Source organism: Methanococcus maripaludis C5 (genome assembly GCF_000016125.1).
Classification (GTDB): domain Archaea; phylum AGJL01; class Methanococci; order Methanococcales; family Methanococcaceae; genus Methanococcus; species Methanococcus maripaludis_D.
Map to the genome: position 1 here is coordinate 26,891 of NC_009135.1, position 20,722 is coordinate 47,612.

General features: G+C 32.6%; 24 protein-coding genes and 1 tRNA gene. 15 read left to right on the forward strand and 10 right to left on the reverse strand.

Translation table 11 applies throughout. The features are described 5' to 3' along the window. The first annotated feature begins 160 nt into the window (after window positions 1-160). On the forward strand, window positions 161-751 hold the full coding sequence (locus MMARC5_RS00180; protein ID WP_011867813.1) for a translin family protein: 591 nt from the start codon (window positions 161-163) through the stop codon (window positions 749-751). 56 nt (window positions 752-807) lie between these two features. Here the strand turns inward: MMARC5_RS00180 and MMARC5_RS00185 are convergent. From MMARC5_RS00185 to MMARC5_RS00205, 5 genes are all read right to left on the reverse strand, one after another. Beyond that, window positions 808-882, reverse strand: a tRNA-Ile gene (locus tag MMARC5_RS00185). A gap of 166 nt (window positions 883-1,048) precedes the next feature. Continuing rightward, entirely contained in the window at window positions 1,049-1,870 is an 822-nt protein-coding gene (locus tag MMARC5_RS00190) for an NAD(P)H-hydrate dehydratase (protein ID WP_011867814.1), read from the reverse strand. Next, entirely contained in the window at window positions 1,867-2,433 is a 567-nt protein-coding gene (locus tag MMARC5_RS00195) for a putative Se/S carrier protein (protein WP_011867815.1), read from the reverse strand. Before MMARC5_RS00195 ends, MMARC5_RS00190 begins: the two co-directional genes overlap by 4 nt. Window positions 2,434-2,494: 61 nt before the next feature. Next, window positions 2,495-2,965, reverse strand: coding sequence for a YeeE/YedE thiosulfate transporter family protein (locus tag MMARC5_RS00200; protein ID WP_011867816.1), 471 nt, complete (start codon window positions 2,963-2,965; stop codon window positions 2,495-2,497). A gap of 21 nt (window positions 2,966-2,986) precedes the next feature. Then, the gene (locus tag MMARC5_RS00205; protein WP_011867817.1) at window positions 2,987-3,442 is read right to left on the reverse strand and encodes a cytochrome c; all 456 of its coding nucleotides are present in this window, start codon (window positions 3,440-3,442) and stop codon (window positions 2,987-2,989) included. A gap of 220 nt (window positions 3,443-3,662) precedes the next feature. Here MMARC5_RS00205 and MMARC5_RS00210 point away from each other — a divergent pair, with 220 nt between their 5' ends. Together MMARC5_RS00210 and MMARC5_RS00215 are read left to right on the forward strand one after the other, a co-directional pair. Continuing rightward, complete coding sequence (locus MMARC5_RS00210) at window positions 3,663-4,274, forward strand: hypothetical protein (RefSeq protein ID WP_011867818.1); 612 nt, start codon at window positions 3,663-3,665, stop codon at window positions 4,272-4,274. Next, complete coding sequence (locus tag MMARC5_RS00215) at window positions 4,275-5,471, forward strand: tripartite tricarboxylate transporter permease (protein WP_011867819.1); 1,197 nt, start codon at window positions 4,275-4,277, stop codon at window positions 5,469-5,471. It begins immediately after the preceding gene. A 7-nt stretch (window positions 5,472-5,478) separates the two neighbouring features. On the opposite strand, the gene MMARC5_RS00220 is transcribed toward MMARC5_RS00215, so the two are convergent. Further along, complete coding sequence (locus MMARC5_RS00220; RefSeq protein WP_081430831.1) at window positions 5,479-6,024, reverse strand: adenylate kinase family protein; 546 nt, start codon at window positions 6,022-6,024, stop codon at window positions 5,479-5,481. An 8-nt stretch (window positions 6,025-6,032) separates the two neighbouring features. Continuing rightward, a complete protein-coding gene (locus tag MMARC5_RS00225; protein ID WP_011867821.1) occupies window positions 6,033-6,485 on the reverse strand; it encodes a hypothetical protein in 453 nt (150 codons plus the stop codon). Window positions 6,486-6,857: 372 nt separating this feature from the next. On the opposite strand from MMARC5_RS00225, the gene MMARC5_RS00230 reads away from it, so the two are divergent. From MMARC5_RS00230 to MMARC5_RS00255, 6 genes are all read left to right on the forward strand, one after another. After that, the gene (locus tag MMARC5_RS00230; protein ID WP_011867822.1) at window positions 6,858-8,102 is read left to right on the forward strand and encodes a phosphoglycerate kinase; all 1,245 of its coding nucleotides are present in this window, start codon (window positions 6,858-6,860) and stop codon (window positions 8,100-8,102) included. 139 nt (window positions 8,103-8,241) lie between these two features. Further along, a complete protein-coding gene (locus MMARC5_RS00235; protein WP_048058426.1) occupies window positions 8,242-9,213 on the forward strand; it encodes a methanogenesis marker 2 protein in 972 nt (323 codons plus the stop codon). A gap of 9 nt (window positions 9,214-9,222) precedes the next feature. Further along, the gene (locus MMARC5_RS00240; RefSeq protein WP_011867824.1) at window positions 9,223-9,513 is read left to right on the forward strand and encodes a hypothetical protein; all 291 of its coding nucleotides are present in this window, start codon (window positions 9,223-9,225) and stop codon (window positions 9,511-9,513) included. Further along, on the forward strand, window positions 9,510-10,220 hold the full coding sequence (locus MMARC5_RS00245) for a class I SAM-dependent methyltransferase (RefSeq protein ID WP_011867825.1): 711 nt from the start codon (window positions 9,510-9,512) through the stop codon (window positions 10,218-10,220). The genes MMARC5_RS00240 and MMARC5_RS00245 overlap by 4 nt, the downstream gene beginning before the upstream one ends. After that, window positions 10,217-11,026 (forward strand): prephenate dehydratase, encoded by an 810-nt coding sequence (pheA, locus tag MMARC5_RS00250; RefSeq protein WP_011867826.1) that lies wholly within the window; start codon window positions 10,217-10,219, stop codon window positions 11,024-11,026. Before MMARC5_RS00245 ends, pheA begins: the two co-directional genes overlap by 4 nt. Before the next feature lie 107 nt (window positions 11,027-11,133). Further along, window positions 11,134-12,384, forward strand: coding sequence for an LL-diaminopimelate aminotransferase (locus tag MMARC5_RS00255; RefSeq protein WP_011867827.1), 1,251 nt, complete (start codon window positions 11,134-11,136; stop codon window positions 12,382-12,384). A gap of 27 nt (window positions 12,385-12,411) precedes the next feature. Here the strand turns inward: MMARC5_RS00255 and rnc are convergent, their stop codons facing one another. Beyond that, window positions 12,412-13,101 carry a ribonuclease III gene (gene rnc, locus MMARC5_RS00260; RefSeq protein ID WP_011867828.1) on the reverse strand — a complete coding sequence of 230 codons (690 nt, stop codon included), beginning with the start codon at window positions 13,099-13,101 and terminating at the stop codon, window positions 12,412-12,414. 49 nt (window positions 13,102-13,150) lie between these two features. Continuing rightward, window positions 13,151-14,413 carry a TldD/PmbA family protein gene (locus tag MMARC5_RS00265; protein ID WP_011867829.1) on the reverse strand — a complete coding sequence of 421 codons (1,263 nt, stop codon included), beginning with the start codon at window positions 14,411-14,413 and terminating at the stop codon, window positions 13,151-13,153. Window positions 14,414-14,520: 107 nt separating this feature from the next. On the opposite strand from MMARC5_RS00265, the gene MMARC5_RS00270 reads away from it, so the two are divergent. Genes MMARC5_RS00270 through MMARC5_RS00285 form a run of 4 tightly spaced genes read left to right on the forward strand, consistent with a single transcriptional unit; the run spans window position 14,521 to window position 18,062 of the window. Next, complete coding sequence (locus MMARC5_RS00270; RefSeq protein ID WP_011867830.1) at window positions 14,521-15,366, forward strand: protein translocase subunit SecF; 846 nt, start codon at window positions 14,521-14,523, stop codon at window positions 15,364-15,366. Window positions 15,367-15,383: 17 nt separating this feature from the next. After that, window positions 15,384-16,550, forward strand: coding sequence for a preprotein translocase subunit SecD (locus MMARC5_RS00275; protein ID WP_011867831.1), 1,167 nt, complete (start codon window positions 15,384-15,386; stop codon window positions 16,548-16,550). Between the two features lie 51 nt (window positions 16,551-16,601). After that, window positions 16,602-17,624 (forward strand): flippase-like domain-containing protein, encoded by a 1,023-nt coding sequence (locus MMARC5_RS00280; protein ID WP_011867832.1) that lies wholly within the window; start codon window positions 16,602-16,604, stop codon window positions 17,622-17,624. A 9-nt stretch (window positions 17,625-17,633) separates the two neighbouring features. After that, entirely contained in the window at window positions 17,634-18,062 is a 429-nt protein-coding gene (locus tag MMARC5_RS00285) for a DUF2120 family protein (protein ID WP_011867833.1), read from the forward strand. A 24-nt stretch (window positions 18,063-18,086) separates the two neighbouring features. On the opposite strand, the gene hypB is transcribed toward MMARC5_RS00285, so the two are convergent. Continuing rightward, complete coding sequence (gene hypB, locus MMARC5_RS00290; protein ID WP_011867834.1) at window positions 18,087-18,761, reverse strand: hydrogenase nickel incorporation protein HypB; 675 nt, start codon at window positions 18,759-18,761, stop codon at window positions 18,087-18,089. A 164-nt stretch (window positions 18,762-18,925) separates the two neighbouring features. Between hypB and wtpB the strand changes: the two genes are divergently transcribed. Both wtpB and MMARC5_RS00300 read left to right on the forward strand, forming a co-directional pair. Beyond that, window positions 18,926-19,693, forward strand: coding sequence for a tungstate ABC transporter permease WtpB (wtpB, locus tag MMARC5_RS00295; RefSeq protein ID WP_048058427.1), 768 nt, complete (start codon window positions 18,926-18,928; stop codon window positions 19,691-19,693). A gap of 12 nt (window positions 19,694-19,705) precedes the next feature. Next, on the forward strand, window positions 19,706-20,644 hold the full coding sequence (locus MMARC5_RS00300) for an ATP-binding cassette domain-containing protein (protein WP_011867836.1): 939 nt from the start codon (window positions 19,706-19,708) through the stop codon (window positions 20,642-20,644). The last annotated feature ends 78 nt before the right edge of the window (window positions 20,645-20,722 follow it).

Genomic DNA, 20,722 nt, shown 5'->3' on the forward strand with positions numbered 1-20,722 from the left:
TAATGGCTCGCGCCTTTTCAGGTCTTCCACATAGTTGCCTACAAACATTAATCATTACAATATATATAGTTAACTCCACAACTGACTAAATCAGTATTTATTTTAAAAAAGAAATATTTTTAGTTATTATTGTATTTACTTAATAAAATAGGGTGATTATGTGAAAAATAGATCTTATTTAATAGAATTCTTTGAAAAAAAGAATAATACCAGGGAAAAAATTTTGAAGATTTCAAGGGAAATTGTAAAGGATTCGGGACTCATTATTCGAAAAATACAGAAAGGAACTGAGGTAGATTTTACAGATATTGAAGAAAAATTAAAAGAATTAAAAAACTTTTCAGAAGATCACTTCGAATTCCAAAAATATAGGGGAACTCCTGAACAGGAGTATGTCGAAACACGAGTTTATTATTCGATAATTTTTGAAAATAAAATTTTGGATTTTTTTGATTTTGATAATATCTTGGAAGAAAGCTATATTTTGGGTTTGTGTGACGTTATCGGCGAACTTAGAAGAATAATTCTTGAATCAATTCGAAAAGACGAAAAAACAAAAGCAGAACTTTATTTTGAATATATGAATAAAATTTACGACTTTTTAATGGAATTTGATAATTACCACGTAATTGATGGACTTAGGAGAAAACAAGATGTTTCAAGAAGTTTAATTGAAAAAACTCACGGAGATATAATTAATTTCAACGAAAATCTGAAACTTAGAATAGAACTTTCAAAATTTAATAAATAATCTTTTTTAATTATATATTCAAATATACAAATTAATTTTCCCAAAATAAAAAGAAGTAGGGCAGCGGGGATTCGAACCCCGGGCCACTCGGTTATCAGCCGAGCACTCTAACCAGGCTGAGCCACTGCCCTAATTTACAATGCTTTTCGAAGCAAAATGAAATAAGGTGTTTTGATATATAAACCTTTCTATGAGTATTACATTTGAATGTTAACCTAAATCATACTCTGGAGAAAGATAAAGGTTCACATATTCTGATATATTGTTACAAGTAAAATTTAATTTTTTCATCTTATTTTATAAATCAAATTCTTTTAAAGCATCAGGTATTTTTTGAATGATTTCATAAATTTGAGTATCTGGCTTTGGTTTTACAAGTTCGCCCAATTTTCTATTGAGTTTGCATCCAAGTACTCCTGCTTTTTCCGTTTTAAATCCGCATGCAATTAATGAAGATGTAATTCCCGTTAAAGTATCGCCTGTTCCTCCGATACACTCCATTGCTTCAAATTTTGGATATTCAACAGTATCGATAACATTTCCTTCATGTACAATATGGTCTTTACTCCCCTTTACAACCATATTTTTCGGCATTTTTTGAGTATATGCCATTTTTATTAGCTTTGGAATTTCTTGGTCATCGATTTCTGAGATAAAACCTCTTACGTATGCTGGGTGAGATGATTTTTCATCGGCTAAAAATGCTAACTCCCCCACATCTGGAAAGAACATATGAAATTTATCGCCAATTCCTGCAGCTTTTCCAGCATACATTCCACCCGCATCTCCAATAACTTTTTTTGAGAAATCAACTTTAATAATCTCAGATATTTTTGGTTTTATGTAGTGGATAATTGTTATTTCATCATTTATTTCATGCAATTCTTCATAAATTTTTAAACTTCCTTCGCCTTCTCCAACATCTCCCGAAGTGATAAATGTTAATTCAGTTTCTTTACCAAAGTATTCTAAAGTCTTAAAAGCAGCACCCAATAGAGCGCAAGTTCCCATTGATAAAGGCAGTTTTTTATTTTCTATTTCAACTGTATCTTTATTTAATTTAACAGGGCCTTTGATGAGATCCATTCCTTTTATCGGTACTGCGCCTGCAATAATCATTTTATGCCCTCTAATGCAATTGTTTTCGCTTTTTCAAAAGCTTTATTGAGTGTATATGCACACAATGTGTATCCTAAATGTTTTGGACTATCTTCTTCAGCCACATCGAGTATATTTTTCCCTTTTAATTTTAAATTTAAATAAGGAACATCTGGACAGCCCCCTCCAGAGATATTTACAATATTTCCAACCTTATCAATTGTAATTTTCATGTTTCCCGATCTTACAAGGGTAAATCCATCGATTTTTTTTACTTTCACAAGACTCAACGGTTCCATTGAAGTATCATCTAACGATATGAATTTAACAGCTTCCAGATTATTATTTTCAAGCTCCCTCTTAATTCCCATTTCTTCTACAAGGTCGTATTCAACTGCTAAATCACAGCCTTCTCTTATTTCCTGAGGCGGAGCTACAACTTTTACCGAATAATCCTTTAAAATCCTTTCTGCAGATATGGCATCCTTTACATTTTTAAACAGGATTAAACCATTTCCTTTTTTTTCAACTTTTTCTTTTTTGGGGTTTAAAATTGTGTTTAATTTACCGAAAATCGAAGACATGGATGTCACCAAACTGAACTAATCTTTCAAAAAAATAGTAGAAATTAATTATATTTACTGCTTATGCTAAGATTGACGCAACAAATGGGGCTACCCACTGGTGGAATGCTATTGCACCAATTGCTAAACCAATTACGTATGCCATAGCAGTTTGGTTTCCTTCTCCGGCCATCACGTAGTTTCTAAATGGACATCCACCTTGAATAACGGATAAAAATCCAACTCCGAAACCACCAATGATTGTAACGATGAAGTGTGCACCAAAGCCTAAGCTTCCTGCAGCATCTCCTGGAATTGCTGTGAGTCCTTTTGTTGCTATCCATGGGAATAATGGGAGCATTCCAATAACATTAAATATAATTGAACCAATTAAGGCTCCTCCTACAAATCCGAGTAAACCTTTAACTAACCATGTATCTTTCATGAGGTAGAAATCCCTGATACCTCCACAAAAGCACATTGATGATCTCTGTCCTAAGTATCCTAAAAGAATACCAAATGCCAAAGTGGCAATTGCAGGTACGTAACTCATCATTTCACCTTTTTTCCTTAATTATGCCTTTTTTAGATATACTTCAGTAGAAACGATTACTCCGGCAGCGATACCTAATATACCGAGTAAACCGAATATGTCTCCGTAAGCGGTTCTTAAACCCATTCTAACTGGGCAACCACCCATTAAAAGTGCAAAGTTGAGTACCAAGAATCCAAGTATGAATCCAGTAACTAAACCATGGGTTTTTCTAATTTTGAAATCTTTGTGAACAATTGCACCAATTAGTGCACCGATAAGTAAACCAACAACAGTTAACAAAGGAATTAATTTTGATACTGGGGCCATTCCTAATGTGGTTCCAGCAACGCTGTTTACGATCCAGTTTACGAGGTCTCTTGTGTGGCATGCAACACAGAGTCCGTATGCTGGAGGCGGAGTAACTTTAAAGATAACTTCCAAGAGTATTGCGGAAAAACCTGCGATAAGGCCAGTCTGCAATGGTGAAACTTTCATTTAGCCACCTCTATTTCTTTAATATGATGTTTTATATTAGATATTTTAATATGTATATAGTCCAAACATACTCTTTTCTGCTTAATACATTATTTATACCTATTTATTAGTTAATTTAATATATATTTAGTAAATTAGGAAAATTGTACGACCTTAAATGGATATATTGTTATATAATTGGGGACTAAATAATTAAAGGCGTAATTAAAAGAGGGGTAAATTGTCGTCTTTAGTTCTAAATGATAAAAAAATAGTATTTTCATGTATTTTATGCGTAATCTTTGGAATTTCTTTTTTATCGACATATAACATTGATCCCGAAGAAAAATACATATCTAATTTAAATGAGGGCGATTATGTAAAAATAACTGCTAAAATACAGAAATTAGATGTAAAAATGAAGGAATATCTCGAAGTTACAGGAATAAAATCCATAAAGTTAATGGATGAAACTGCTGGAGATCTTTTAGTTTACGTTTCAGACGATATATCTGATGAATTTTTAGAAATTATATTGAAAACAACCCCTAGAATAAAGGAAGGGGATATCGTTGAAGTAACTGGAAAAATTCAAATTTACAATGGACTTTATGAAATAGTTTTAAAAGATCCAAATGATTTTGAATTAGTCGAAAAAGTAAATTTTGAGCGAGATATATTTCTTTCAAAATCCAGAACAAACTACTATGCCTCAAAAAACAGTAAAGTGTATCACAATTATGAAGACTGCCCATATGGCGGAAAAATAGTTGAAAAAATCTATTTTAAAACTGAAGAGGATGCGATAGATTTGGGATATGAATTATGCAGTTACTGTGAAAAAAGGGATTAAATGATTCAAAACTTACTTTTTTTAATTTTTGGAACTGTTACTGGAACAATTACTGGATTAATCCCCGGAATTCATCCAAATACGATTATTCCAATTTCAATAGTTTTATATCCTTATTTTGGAAGCAATAATTATTTTAGTTTTTTAATCGGACTTTTGATAGCTCACTACTTTTTAAATTACATTCCTTCAGCATTCATCGGGGTTCCGGACGATGAATCTGCAGTAGCAGCGGTTCCGATGCACAATTTGACAATTTTGGGAAGGGGCTACGAAGCAGTAGTTTTGGCAGGCTTTGGAGCATTTTTTGGAATAATCTGTTCAATTTTGGTATTCATGATAATTTCAGCAATAAATATAGATTTTCAAAGTTTTTATTCGAATTTTAAGCCATTTATCCCGTATATTTTAATTTTATTCATGCTAATTTCGATTATCTTTTCGAAAAACAGGATCTGGACATTTTTAATAATTTTATTTTCAGGAATTTTGGGAACGATAGTATTTTACAAAAATCCTAGTTTTAATTATTCTTTAACGGTAATCTTTACAGGAATGTTTGGAATTCCGCTTCTATTTGAAAATTTGACTAAAAAAGAACTAGGAAACCAGTTTATCAGTTTTCCAGAAATAAAAATGTCATACTTAAAATCTGCAATTTTTGGAACTTTGGGCGGATTTTTCAGGATATTTATTCCAGCAACCGGTGGGGCACAGATGAATTATTTTTTAAGTAAATTAATAAAAGAAGAAAATATCGAAAATTTCATAATTTCGCAAGGTTCGATAACTCTTTCAAACGAGCTTTTTTCAATTCTGGCAATCATGTTGATCGGAACTGGAAGAAGCGGAATTTCAGAAGCAATAAAAAGCTTAAAAATTGAATACGTAACTTCGGAACTTTTTTCAAACGTACTTATTGCAACAGGCCTTTCTTTTTTAATTTTAACAGTAATTTCAAAGTATTTTTTACAAAACATTAATAAATATGATTATAGCATTATTTCAAAGATTTTGATAGTTTTTTGCACGATTTTGATGTTAATTCTTTCGTTTAAAAGTTACCCGATATATCACATTATAATATACCTAGTATCAATTTCGATAGGAATATTATGCGTTAAAAAACGAGTAAATCTATCAAACATGATGGGTGTTTTGATATTCCCTACGATTCTTTATTTTTTAAAAATTTAAAAAAGAATTATTCAATAAGATAAAAGTAATCCTCAAGCCAGCTTACATTTCCATATTCTGGATTTTTTGAGTCTAAAAACATTAATATTTCGTTTACTATTTTTTCTGGATCTTTTTCGCTGCATTCTATTTCAAAAATCATTGATTCGTCATTTCTTTCAATAGATTCTACTAAACAAACGTCAAGAAGTTCGGCTTCAACATTTTCATTTAATTTTTCGGAATTATAATTTCGAGATTCCAGCCGATTTTTAATCAACAGTGGATTTGCCCGAAGTACAATAATATAATCTGGATTTAAATAATGGCTGACGTGCCCGTCCAGAAGTATATCTTTGGTTCCAACTGACTGAATATATTCATTTAATTTATCAAAATCGACAACATAAGAATCCATTTCAATATCTTTTTCCAGATAAAGTCCTTCTTTTGAAACCACTTCAGTAATATTTATGCAAGCGATATCTTTACCGCTAGATTTTAATTTTTCAAAGAGGAATTTTGATACAGTCGACTTTCCAACTCCAGGGGTTCCTGTAATTGCAATCAGTATAATTTCACCTATTCTTCAACTTCGTGAACAGGTTCTTCTGATACGTATTTATCTACTTCAACGTCGGATTTAATTGCAAGAATCGTGTTTTCTCCAACTCTTCCAAGGCTGTAGTCTAGTGTTTCGAGGTATTTCTTAAAATCGTTAAATTCTTTAATGATCGCTTCTATTGGCACTTCTTCAAGATTGATTACGATAACATCGTGTTCTACGATATTTTTAATGTATTCAAAGTCTTCTGGCGATTTAATTCTTGTCGTAAGAACTCTTGGGTAAATTTTGTGTTTTATAACTTGCACTTTGTTTTCGGAAGTTTCCTGAGTTATAGGTATTTTTTCAGACTCTTTGATCTCGTATGCTGAATATTCCTGACCTATTACAACGTATTCTTCTTCGTGTACTGGAACTTGGGTTGGCAACTCTTTATTTCCCACAAATATTCTTTTTATTTTTTTAAACATGTTATTCCTCCGCCGTGTCGTATGTGCCTGAATACATGGATTTATAATACATTTATCTAATGAAGTTATTTATCTTTTTTGATTAACTTTTTCTATTTTATTAAATTTTTGACTTTTGCCTATCTTAATATAATCAAAAAATACATGAAAGTTTAAACTATCCGTTAAAGGGCAGTTTTTGAATAATTAGAATAATAATAACATATAACTAAACAATATTTTTGAAAATACGGGTATTAATTTATAAATACTAATTCAAATAATTCTTTACAAAATAATATTAAATTAAAGATTTATTACATAGTACCTATTTTGAATATTATTGTTAAAGAGATGACTTTAATCAAACCATGAAAAAACGGAGGAATAATAATGTTTTTAACTCTTGACGACTTTGAATTGGAAGGGAAAACGGTTGCATTGAGAGTTGACATTAATAGCCCTATTGATGTTAATACTGGCGATATTTTAGATGATACAAGGATTAAAGCCTGTTACGATACAATAACTGGCCTTTCAAAAAAAGGAGCAAAGGTTGTTATTTTAGCACACCAGAGCAGACCTGGAAAAAAAGACTTCACAACACTCGAAGCTCACGCAAAAAAACTCTCCGAAGTATTAAATATGGAAGTTACACACGTAGATGGCTTAATTTGTGCATCTGCACGTGATGCAATTCTTTCAATGGATAATGGGGAAATAATTCTTCTTGAAAACGTAAGGCTTCTTGCAGAAGAAGTATTGTCCGATTGGAAATCTTGGGAAGCAATTACCCCTGAAAAACAGGCTAAAACAGTTATGATTAAAAAATTACATCCTTTTTTTGATTATTTTGTTAACGATGCATTTGCAGCCGCTCACAGGGCTCAACCTTCTCTTGTAGGGTTTTCATACTATGTTCCGATGTTATGCGGAAGGGTAATGGAAAAAGAATTGTTTACACTTACAAAAGTTCTTAAAAACCCTGAAAGACCCTGCGTATTTGCATTAGGCGGTGCAAAAGCGGATGACAGCATTGAAGTATTGAAAAATGTACTCGAAAAACAAACTGCTGACCAGGTTTTAACAAGCGGTGTAGTTGCAAATATATTTTTAGTTGCAAAAGGCTACAAAATCGGCCCAAATGAAAATTTAATTGCAGATATGGGTTATACTGGCCAGATAGAAATTGCAAAAGAGTTAATTTCAAAATATGGGGACAAAATCGTAGTTCCGATCGATGCAGGATTAAATGTTGATGGTGAAAGAGTTGAAAAAGAACTCGACATAAACGAAGAAATAACTCATCCTATTCATGACATGGGCGAAAACACAATGAAATTATACGAAGAAATTTTGAAAAATGCAAAAACAATTGTTGCAAATGGTCCTGCTGGAGTTTTCGAAAATAAAAATTTCTTGAAAGGAACAGAAGAACTTTTAAAAAGCGTCGCAAATTCCGAAGGCTTTTCAGTTATTGGTGGGGGCCACCTCTCAGCAGCTGCAGAAGTTGTTGGTTTAGCTGGAAAAATGGGCCACATAAGCACTGGTGGCGGTGCATGCATTGAATTTTTGGCAGGTAAAAAACTTCCAGTAATTGAGATGTTATCAGAATCCTACGAAAAACATAAAATTTAAAAAAAAGGAAATAACCGAGTTTTTGATTTTAAAATTCGGTGTAAATTTAATTTTTATGGAAAATTATTTATAAGAATCAACTTACTATTTTATTATTAAAATAGTTTTTTCGGATATTATAGAACTCATGGGCGATTTTATGGATTTAAGCAAGCTCGCTGACGAACTCAGAAATTTTGAAGGCGTTACAAGAAAAAAAGAAATCAAAAATGTTGTCAATAACTTTAATTTTCAAGAAGATTATGAATTCGATATTGTTGTAGATTTTGGTGATGATGCGGCAATAATTGGAATTGATGATGAAAACGCAGTACTTCTCGCAGCAGATGGGATTTGGGGAAAATTGCTTGAAACAGATCCATTTTGGGCAGGATACTGCGCAGTTTTAGTAAATGCAAATGATATTGCTGCAATGGGCGGTAGGTCCATTGGAATGACAAATATTATCGGCATAAAGGACTGCGATAAAGGAAGGGACTTGTTAAAAGGCCTTAAAGAAGGAGTCAGTAAATTTGGAATACCTGTTGTTGGCGGTCACACGCACCCTGATGCACAGTGCAATGTTTTAGATATTTCGATTACTGGGCTTGTAAAACGGGACAATGTTTTAAGAAGTGATGCTGCAAAAACTGGGGACAAAATCGTCTTTGCATATGATTTGGACGGAAAAATCCACGAAACATTTAATTTAAACTGGGATACTACATCCATGAAATCTAAAAAGTACGTTCGAGACCAGTTAAAAGTTCTTGAAATAATCGGTGAGGAACACCTTGCAAACTCCTGTAAGGATATAAGTAATCCCGGCGGACTTGGAACTTTAGGAATGCTTTTAGAAGTTTCAAAAAAAGGTGCAATGGTTGATGTAAGTAAAATCCCGGTTCCAGAAGATGTGTCCTTAAACCACTGGCTTAAAATGTACCCTGGAAGCGGTTTTGTATTTACTGCGCCGGAAAATAAAACAAAAGACTTAATCGAAAGACTCGAATTTACAGGAATTGCATCTGCAGTTTGCGGTGAAGTTAAAAACGACAGAAAATTCATGATAACTGACGGAAATGAAAAAACCGTGTTTTTCGACTTTGAAAAAGAATACATCTGTGGCTGTTAAGGGATATGCATGAAAATGATGATAGATGGGGTATTTTACAACCCTGAAGAAATAGATTTTGAAGGCGTTCTTCAAAAACTCGTTGAACTTTTGGGCGAAGAGTTAAAAGTTTTATCTTTAGAATTTCCCGAATTCGCAGCAATTTATGAACCTGAATGTTATTACAGGTCAGGGTTTTGTCTTGATAAGGAAGTTGATAAAGAATTAAGCAATGATGAATTAGCAAAAATTAGGGAAGAGATAATAGCTGTATTTCCAGAAGGCACTATTGTCTACAGCCTTAAATGTGAAATTTTATGAATAAATCAAAATCAGATAAAGTAAAAGATTTTTATGAAAATTGGGATGTTTCAAAGTATCCTGATTACTTAAAAGTATTAATGGAGTTTGAAGAAAACCTCATTTTTAAAATAATTTCAAAAGATGACTTTTTTAAATCTTTATCCAAATCCCCAAAAAATATCAAAGTACTCGATTGCGGATGCGGTTTTGGTTCATTTTACGACTTAACAAAAGATTTTGATACAATTTATCTCGATTTTTCACTGAATCTTTTAAGAAAATTTAAAATAGAAAAAAATAAAATTTGTGCAAGTATTGAAAATTTACCATTTAAGGATGGTATTTTTGATTTAATCTTGTGTATCAATGTTTTAGAGCATGTCGATTTTAAAAAAGCAGTTTTTGAAGTAAAACGGGTTTTAAAAACAAATGGAAGGGCTTATTTTATCGTAGTAAATTCTGATTCAATAATTAATGACGAAATATTTGTTGAATGGAAAATACCTCACAATTTAATTTCAAAATCTGATTTTAACGATATTGAATCTGAAGATTTTAAAATAGACTATATAAAATCATTTTATTTTTTACATCCTTTCTTTAAGGTTTTTCCAAAACCTATTTTAAAAGGAATAATAAATTTATTTTTTAAAAATGATGAAAAGATTTCAAGTTTTTTGAAATTTAAAGGACAGTTTTTAATTTGCAGAATGGTGAAAAAATGATCTGCTGTCTCGGACCAAAGGGAAGTTATACTGAAAAGGCTGCTGTTACGTTTTCAAAAGCGATAAATGACAACGAAATCCAGTTTGAAGATTCAATTTACAATGTATTCAAGGCAGTTGAAACTAATTCTGAATTTTTTGGAGTAGTTCCATCTGAAAATTCAATTGGAGGTTCAGTGTCGCTTACACAAGACCTTCTTTTGGAGTTTCCTGTAAAAATTATCGGTGAAGTGGATGTTTCAATAAACCACTGCTTAATTGGCATAGATATTAAAAAAGTAACCGAAGTTTTAGCCCACCCACAAGCACTCACACAGTGTGGGCACTACATTACAAAAAATAACTGGAATATAACCCCAGTTGACAGCAACGCAAAAGCTGCAAAAATTGTTTCAGAGAAAAAGGACGAAAAACTTGCAGCAATCTGCGGTGTTGAAAATGCAGAAATTTACGGGTTAAAAGTTCTTGATGAAAACATTCAGGACTACAAAAACAATACTACACGATTTTTTTTAATCTGCAATAAAAATAATGATTTTAAAACCAATTTAAAACCAAATAAAGTATCGATAGTAATTGAAATAAATAAAAACATGCCTGGAGCATTTTATGAAGTTTTGGGCGTATTTAAATATAGAAATGTTAATTTAACACGGATTGAGTCCCGACCTTCCAAAAAAGAAATTGGAAATTATGTATTTTATATTGATTATGAATTTTATGAGGATAATGCGGCATTACTTAGGGATCTAAGAATGTGGGCATTAAACGTAATTGAGCTTGGAAATTATTTCGTTTTAAAATAAATGAAATTAGCGAAAGAAATTAATTTATCCACTTACATATTTTAAAATGCATTATTATTTATATGAAAACCGATTATTTACTAAAAATCACTTATTCGGGTGTTAAAATGGAAAGTTATATTCAAAACTTGTTCGCTGAAAGAATTGGTGGCAAAAGCTTTGGAAAAGAAGATGTAATCTACAAATTCGAAAAAATTAAAAGAGCAAAACAGGCTGCGAAATTAAAGTACCCCGACATGGAATTAATCGACATGGGTGTTGGGGAACCTGATGAAATGGCTGACGAGTCCGTAGTTGAAGTTTTATGCGAAGAAGCAAAAAAACACGAAAACAGAGGATATTCAGACAACGGTGTTCAAGCATTAAAAGATGAAATCCCACTTTACATGGAAAAAGTCTTTGGAGTTAAAGATTTAGACCCTGTAAACGAAGTAGTTCACTCAATCGGATCAAAACCTGCTTTAGCATACATTACATCGGTATTTATCAACCCTGGCGATGTAACCTTAATGACCGTTCCAGGATACCCTGTTACTGCAACACACACCAAATGGTATGGCGGAAGTGTAGAAACCTTGCCATTATTGGAAAAAAATAACTTCTTGCCAGAACTCGATGCAATTTCAAAAGAAGTTAGGGAAAAAGCAAAAATTCTCTACTTAAACTACCCAAACAACCCAACTGGTGCACAGGCTACCAAAAAATTCTACAAAGAAGCAGTTGATTTTGCATTTGAAAACGATTTAATTGTTATTCAAGACGCTGCATATGCTGCATTAACTTACGGCGACAAACCGCTTTCATTCCTTACCGTAAAAGGTGCAAAAGAAGTTGGTGTTGAAATTCACAGCTTCTCAAAAGCATACAACATGACCGGATGGAGACTTGCATTCGTTGCAGGAAACGAACTTATCGTAAGGGGCTTTGCAGCAGTTAAAGATAATTACGATAGCGGACAGTTCATTCCAATCCAAAAAGCAGGAATTCACTGTTTAAGACACCCTGAAATCACTGAAAAAACAAGGGCAAAATACGAAAGAAGACTTTCAAAAATGGTTAAAATCTTAAAAGAAGCAGGATTTAACGCAAAAATGCCTGGAGGAACATTCTACCTCTATGTAAAAGCCCCAATTGGAACAAAAGACGGCGCTAAATTTGCAAATGCTGAAGAGTTTTCGCAATTTATGATAAAAGAAAAACTTATTTCAACTGTGCCTTGGGACGATGCAGGCAACTTTGTAAGGATGGCAGCATGCTTTGAAGCATTCAAAGACGGCGAAATTTCAATCGAAGAAGAAGACAGAATCTTAAACGAAGTTAAAAGAAGATTAACTGAAGTAGAATTTGTTTTCGAATAAATTTTAAACTTTTTTTAAATTTTTAATTTAATTTTTATTTTTTTCAAGCTTTAAAAGTGCATTTTTAGCAGCTTTCATTTCAGCTTCTTTTTTACTTTTTCCAATTCCCTTTCCGAGCATTTTTTGCCCGGATTTTACGGCAATAACAAATTTTTTATCGTGTGGTTTTCCAGCTTCTTCTAACTTTACATATTTGATAGTTTTATTGTTTAATTCAGGCAATTCCTGCAATCTGGTTTTATGATCAATAAACAATTCTTTCGAACTTTCTTCGATAATTGGAATTATGTTATTATATACAAACTTTTTAGCTGAATCTAAACCCTGATCTAAATATATTGCAGCGATAAATGCTTCAAAAACGTCTGAAATTATCGCAGGTTTATTGTATCCTTTAGAATTTAGTTCCCCTTTTCCCAAAAGGATGTAATTATTAAAATTCAGCTTTTTAGCATATGTAAAAAGTGCACTTTCACAGACGTATTTTGCCCGCAATTTTGACATTTCCCCTTCAGATAAATTTTCTTTTTTAAACAAGTATTCAATAATTATTAATTCTAAAACAGCATCCCCTAAATATTCCAGTCGTTCATTATCTTCTAAATTAGTATTTTTTTGCTCATTTACGTACGAAGAATGCATAAATGCTCGTTTAAATATATTTAAATCATTAAATTTTATATCAAGTTTCGAAAGCAGCTTTTCAAAATTCTTCATCAAACCCCCTTTTAAAATAAATTAAAAAATAGTTAATCAGTATTTTTAATTAAACGAGGATTTTTCCAGTGAATAGAAGTGGTGGAGAAATTAATTTTCCTCTCTGTTCAACTCTATCGAGTGGAATTGCAGTTTTTAAGATTTCAAAGATATTTCCAGAAAGAAGTCCTTTTTTGACCGGTGTTTTTTCGCCTTTTTTCATTATGTAGCTGTTGCTGATTTCAACTGAAAAGTCTCCCGTAATCGGGTTTGCAGTATGCGTTCCAATTAGCGTGTTGATGTAGAGATATTCATCAATGTTTTCCTGTTTTTCAACAGGCTCAATTACGATATTTGTAGGTCCAACTGATGGAAAGCTTGAATATCCTCTGCTCGCATTTCCGGTGGATTCTTTTTCTTCGATATTTGCCCTTTTGATATCGTAGAGATAGTTTTTCAAAACACCATTTTCAATAAGCATAGTTTTTTGAGTTGGAGTTCCTTCGCCATCCACAACTGCTGAATAAAGCGAGTAATCTCTCGTTCCATCGTCTTCAATTGTGATTTTTTCTCCAAATACTTCTTCACCGAGTCTATCTTTTAATACTGACCTGTTTCTCTGAACATTTTCAGCATTAAATGCAGGAATAAGTGTGTAGCTTAAAAGTGAGTTTAAAGCCCTCTGATCCAACACGATATTTCCTTCAAATTCCGTTTTTATCGCATTTGGATTTTTCAAAAATTCTACAACGTTTTCTGCAAGTTCTTTAACATCAAAAATATTGTTTTTTGTTAAATAATCGTATGCAGTTTCCCCATTATTGATTCCAGCAATTGATGCAGAGTAGTAGGTACTTTCTTCTTCAACATCAACACCGTTTGAATTTACAATTCTCGAATAGTCGTAAGAATTCGAAACTCCACCGCTTACAGTTGTAATTTTATTTTCTTTTAAAATATCTTTCATTTCAAAAAGTGCATCGATCAATTCCTTTTCAGATAGGGTTTTGACGTTGCCGTATAACATTCCTTTGGGATGTGCATATTTTCCAGGATTTGAGAAACTTGTATCAGAATCATAAATTAAATTTTCCATCGCCTTATTTACTACATCGACATCTTTTTTAGAGGAATATGCAAATCCAACTTTTTTATCTTTAATAACCCTTACTCCAATTCCAAAATCATCAGATTCCTCAATCGAATCTAAATTTTCTCCATCAAGTTCTGAACTGAAGTGTTTTCCTTTTGAGATAAATACTTCGGTTTTAAAACCTTTATTTTCTGAAATTTCCATAATTTTGTCAATAATGTATCCTAAATCCGTTTCCATAATAGCACCAATTCTTTCTATATATTCGTTTTTTATAGTTCATAAATATTTAAATAATATTGTTTTTAAATAATTGATGTTATGAACTCTATTTCTGGAGGGAAAGGATGAATATCAACTATAAGGTGTTAACAATTATTCCAATAATTTTAGCACTACTATCTTTGGCCCTTGTATCTGTAAACGGGCTCAAAGAAAGCATTGACGTAAGTGGGGGGACTGAAATAAGCATCCTCGCATCCGAAAACACAGATTTAAGTGTATTGAAAGAACAACTGCCCGATTCAGAAGTTAAAATATCAGAATCTTCAATCGGAACGTTTGTGGTAATTAAATCTGGCTTAGCTACTGACGTAGATTCAGTAAGGGCAGTAGTAAAGGAATTTTTTAATGTGGATGATCTTTCAGAATTAAGCTACACTGAAAAACAAATCGGTTCAGTTTTGAGCAGTAAATTCTGGGAAGAAGGAATGAAAGCAGTAGGATTTGCGTTTATATTTATGGCAATTGTAGTTTATGCGATATTTAGAACTCCTGTTCCAAGTGGGGCAGTTATTCTCGCAGCAGCGTCAGACATGGCAATTGCGATTGGTGGAATGAGTTTATTTGGAATTCCAGTTTCAACTGCAACAATTGCGGCACTTTTGATGCTTGTTGGTTATAGTGTTGACACAGACATCATGCTTACAACAAGAGTGTTGAAAAGAAGAACCGGAACTCTTGATGAAAGAATTGCTGGTGCAATGAAAACAGGAATAACAATGTCTCTTACGACGATTTTTGCAATGGCCGTATTGTACCTCGTAGTTACATTCGTAGTTCCTGCAGCAGACGTTCTTGCAAATATCGCAGCAGTACTTCTTATCGGATTGATTGGCGATTTAATGCTTACCTGGATGACAAATGCAGGAATTTTAAGATACTATATGACTGAATACAAAAAAGGGAAGTAATTTGACGAGGAGATAGAATGAAATTGCTAAAAGACCCTAAAGTAATAATTCTTTTAGTATGTATTTTGGCTTCCTTGCTACTTATTGCATTTAAGGGAATTTCCTTTGGTGTAGATTTAAGTGGTGGTTCTACAATAGTATTGCAGACTGAAACTGAGCTTTCAGATTCTGAAATGGTAGTTGTAAATGAAATATTAACAAGCAGGCTCAATACAAACGGACTTAGTGACGTTAGGATTTACCCAAGAGGCAGTGACGAGATAATTATTGAAATACCTGAAAGTGCAGATCTAGATAGAATAAAAAAAATATTAACACAACAAGGGGTATTTATAGCAATAATTAATAATCAAACTGCATATACTGGGCAGGAAATATCTTATGTCGAGGAACCCGGAATAACTGCTTCGGGTTATGGGGTAGGATTTAAATTAACTCTTGATGGGGCACAAGGCTTTGCAGATGTGGCCTACGGAAAAGGAGGATATCCTGTAGAACTCTACATGGATGGAAATTTGATAAGTGCTCCGATTCTTTCAGCAGATCTTGCTGATGGAAATATACACCAAAGTCAGGTAATTACTGTTGCAGGATCTTCTCCTACAGAAGAAGATATCGATGAAGCATGGGTTATTTACACAGCTTTACAATCTGGTTCACTTCCTGTAAAAGTACAGATTGAATATATCAGCTCAGTTTCCCCTACTTTGGGATCAGAATTTATAAAAGGATCAGCAATTGCAGGATTTTTTGCATTCATTGCGGTTGCAGCAGTCATTTCATTTAGGTACAAAAATCCAAAGATAGTTCTTCCAATTTTAATAACTGGATTTTCAGAAGTTTTGTTAATTTTGGGTTTTGCATCACTTATTAACTGGAAACTTGACCTTGCATCAATTGCAGGAATTATTGCGGCTGTGGGTACGGGTGTTGATCACCAGATAGTTATCACTGACGAAACAATTGCTGGTGAAGCTAAAAAAGTAACCAAAAGTATTAAAAGGGCGTTCTTCATTATATTCGGTGCAGCGGCTACAACAATTGCAGCAATGCTTCCATTGTTTGTAATGGGTATTGGAATGCTCAAAGGGTTTGCTATAACCACAATTGCAGGTGTTTTAATGGGAATTTCAATTTCAAGACCTGCATTTTCGAGAATTATACAATATGTATTAAAGCATTAAGTAATACTAATTAAATAAAATAAATCACCTACTTTATTTTTTAGGGATCAGATGGACAGAAAACAGCACAGGCTTTTAAGGAACATTGTTGTATATGGGCTCGGTATCTCTATAATTTCATTTATAATTTACAAAATAGGCATTTTTGAGGTCTATGCAGTTTTAGCATCGGCACACGTTGAAATTTATTTATTGGCAGTTTTTATTTATTTATTGACTCTTTACGTCCTTTCACTGAGATGGAATTATCTTTTAAAATTAAATGGGTACAGTGCAGGTTCTAAAAATCTTCTTCTTTTAATCACAATGGGTCAGTTTATAAACAACGTAACACCTTCAATGAAAGGCGGCAGTGAACCATTTAGGGCGTACTACTTATCAAAATTGGAAAAAATACCTTATCATGTTTCATTTTCAGCAGTTGTAATCGAAAGAATTCTCGATACTGTTATATTTTTGATTTTCAGCTTTTTTGTAATAATATATTTCGCTTTAAGTGGGGTAGTCTACACTCAAGCTTTTTTCATGGCATGGATTTTGGTAATGGCCCTAACAGTTTTTATAATTTACCTTGCAATGCACAAAGAATGGGCTTTTAAAATAACGCTCCAGATTGCGAAAGTCGTTACTAAATTTTCGTCAAAAACATTGAATGAACAGAAAATAAAGGATACAATAGATAAATTCCAAAAAACAATGATTTTCTTTAAGGGAAATCGAAAAGGAATGTTTACAGCACTTTTTATTTCATCAGCATGGTGGATATTAGATATATTTAGAATTTATGTACTGTTTATTGCAATAAGTACGCATGTAGCATTTATTTCTGTTGCATCAACGTACCTTGTGGCATTACTTGTTGGAATTTTACCAATGCTCCCTGGAGGTCTAGGAACAAGCGATACTGCAATGATTGCAATGTATTCGTTCTTTAAAATACCTTATTCAAATGCAGCAGCAGGAACGCTTCTTGATAGGTCGATATCATATATGGGAGTTACAATCATTGGATCAATAGCCTTTAAAATAATAAAGAAGAAAGCCAAAGAAAACAGTTACGAAGTTGAAAGTTAGGTGAATATTATGAATAATGTGAACATGATCATGGGAAGACTTGTAAAATCGATGGAAGCTTTTAAAGGATCGAAGCCGGTAATAAATAAAGAAGGTATTCTTTCAGTAAGAAGTGTTTGTAGAGACTCCGAATTTGAAAAATACAACTCCATAAAAGAATATTTGACCGAAAAACTTGTTCAAAATGGTTTTGAATTGGCATCCGAAGACGATATTTTGGAAATGGTTGCAAAAATAAATGAGTTAATTGGGGATTCAGAAACTTACTCCGATGAATTTGGATTTGAAGGGGTTAAAAGCGGTTTTGAAAACATTGGATGCGATTGTGATTATGTTGTTGGAAAAAAAGGAAGCACTTACGTCGGAGTTAGTATGTGGTATGAAAAACTTTCAAAAGAGCCAAAATTTGTTGAAGTAATGTCAATTTACAATATATAACAAAGAAATTTAGTTTTTATTTAGTTATTTTTGATTTTTAACTTCTTTAACTGTTTTTTTAATGAAATTAACAACTTCATCAACACCTTGCCCGTGTTTTATGGCAGTTAAAAGAACTTCCATATCTTTGTTGATTTTCTTTGCATCGTTTAACATTTTTTGCGGATCAGCGCCAACAGCTTCACAAATGTCGATTTTGTTGATTATTGTTAAATTTGCAGTTTTAAAGATTTCAGGGTGTTTTTCAACGGTATCGTCCCCTTCAGTAACGCTTACAACAACAGTTCTTTTGTGTGTTCCCAGATCAAAGTCTGTTGGACATATCAAGTTTCCAACGTTTTCAATAAATATAATATCTAAATTATCAAGATCTAAATCGTGGAAGCAATGTCCTACTTGGTGAGCATCGAGGTGGCATTCTTTTCCAGTATTTAATGGAATAACTTTAACACCGTGCTTTTCCATCCTTCCAGCATCGTATTTTGCAATAACATCTCCTGCAATGCATGCAATTTTGTATTCGTCTTTTAATTCATTGATTAATTTTTCGATTAAAAGAGTTTTACCACTTCCAATCGCACCCATAAAATCAAAAGCTGCAATCCCGTGACTTTCCAATATTTTCCTGTTTTTATCCGCATTTTTATTATTTGCCTTAATTATGTCTTTTCCGATATTCAAAACGTCGACAAAATGCATAAAACATCACCTAAATTAGCCATAAGTTAGAAGTATAGATAATTTCAAATCTTATTTTATAAAAAAGGGTATTATTTGAAAAACGATTAATGAATTATAATTACCATTACCTTAATATATTAATTCAAAACTATTTACAATACAATACGGTTTGGTGTGATAATTTGAAGGCGGACAAAGGATTTAATTTGTTATTTTTGGTAATTTCGCTATTTTTGTTGGCATTTGTACTACTTCCACTGTTAAATATGATATTTAATCCAGGAAATGTAACTGGTGCAATTAACGATTCAGAAGTAATTAAATCTCTTCTTGTAAGCATCAAAGCAGCAGGCACTGCAACTGTGTTCGCGATTTTTTTAGGGATTCCTTTATCTTACATGCTTGCAAGATACAATTTTATTGGAAAAAATGTAGTCGAAGCAGTTATAGATATTCCAATGGCAATACCTCACTCTGTAATCGGCATCATGATTTTGGCTTTCTTTTACGGAACTTCAATTGGAAGGGGGATTGAAGACATCGGTTTTGAAATTGTTGACAATTTCTGGGGAATTGTTGTTGTAATGCTCTATGTTGGACTTCCTTACATGGTAAACAGCGGAAGAGATGGATTTTTAATGGTTGAGGAGGAACTTGAAAATGTTTCAAGGACACTTGGCGCCTCAAGAATAAAGACATTTTTCAATGTTTCGCTACCTTTAATTAAAAATAACCTTGTTTCTGGAAGTATTCTGACATTTGCAAGAGGTATTAGTGAGGTAGGGGCAATATTGATTGTTGCATACTTCCCAAAGACTACTCCTGTGTTAATTTTAGATAGATTTAATGAATACGGACTTAGTTCTTCAAAACCGATTTCTGTAATTATGATTGTGCTGAGTATTGTATTATTTTCAATATTTAGACTTGTGAGCTATAATAAGAAATAATTGGGGTGCATCATGCTTAAATTAGAAAAGTTATGTAAATCCTGGAAAGAATTTCAACTTAAGAGTGTAAATTTGGATATTGATGATAATTATTGCATACTGCTTGGCCCAAGTGGTGCTGGAAAATCAGTTATAATCCAGTGTATAACTGGGATTTTAAAACCAGACTCTGGAAGAATATATTTTGATGGCGAGGATATAACAGATATACCTCCAGAAAAACGAAACTTTGGATACGTACCCCAAAATTATGCACTTTTCCCACACATGAATGTATATAATAACATTGCATACGGAATGAAACTTAGAAAATGCCCCAAATTGGAAATCGAGAAAAAAATAACCGAAATTGCTGAATTTTTAAAAATTACCCATATATTGAATAGAAAACCAACAACTTTGAGCGGTGGAGAACAGCAAAGAGTCGCAATTGCAAGGGCACTTGTTCTTGACCCTAAAATTTTACTTCTCGATGAGCCAACTTCTGCACTTGATACGAACATAAAAGAAAATGTAATTTCTGAGTTGAAAAGAATCGGAGAATTAGTTCCAATAATTCACATAACCCACGACTTTGTTGAAGCAAAAACACTTGGAAACCAGATTGCAATATTGATAAACGGGGAATTAAATGATTTTGGAGATTCTGAAATTTTTAAAACTCCTAAAAATGAAAAAATAGCTAATTTTTTAGGATATAATGTTATAACCGAAGAAAAAGAATCATTTGCAGTAGCTCCAGAAGAAATATTTGTAAAAAAACACGACGATACCGACAATGGGGAATATATTAAGGGAAAAGTCGAATCTTTGGTTGATTTTGGATATTATAAAAAAGTATCAGTTAATATCAATGAAACGGTTGTAAAAACAATAACAGATGGGGAAAATCCCGTAAATGTCGGGGATATAGTATCTATTAAATACAAAAGAAAAGTTCCAATCAATTAATTAATCTTTATTTTTAAAACTGTTCAATATTTAAGATATAAAACACGATTTTTTTTTATTTTTTAGAGATAATTTGAA